Genomic DNA, 277 nt, shown 5'->3' on the forward strand with positions numbered 1-277 from the left:
TATGAGCAATATATGCTCTGCTTGGCGACGTCCTACTCTCCCGGGACCCTGCGGTCCAAGTACCATCGGCGCTGGAGGGCTTAACGGTCGTGTTCGGGATGGGTACGCGTGGAACCCCTCCGCCATCGCCACCAAACAGATTGAAAGAGATGTTCTTTCAAAACTGACAACGAGCAATCGTTTGGTTTGGAAGCTTTGCTTCCTTGTGTCTCCGTCGCAGGAGACAAAATCCTTAGAAAGGAGGTGATCCAGCCGCACCTTCCGATACGGCTACCTT

1 rRNA gene is annotated in these 277 nt (G+C 53.4%); it reads right to left on the reverse strand.

The window, feature by feature from the left end:
• Positions 1 to 19: 19 nt before the first annotated feature.
• Positions 20 to 136, reverse strand: a 5S ribosomal RNA gene (gene rrf / locus M3661_RS30070).
• Positions 137 to 277 lie beyond the last annotated feature (141 nt).

This window comes from Paenibacillus sp. MER 180, assembly GCF_023713665.1.
In the GTDB taxonomy this organism is placed as follows: Bacteria; Bacillota; Bacilli; order Paenibacillales; family Paenibacillaceae; genus Paenibacillus_B; species Paenibacillus_B suaedae.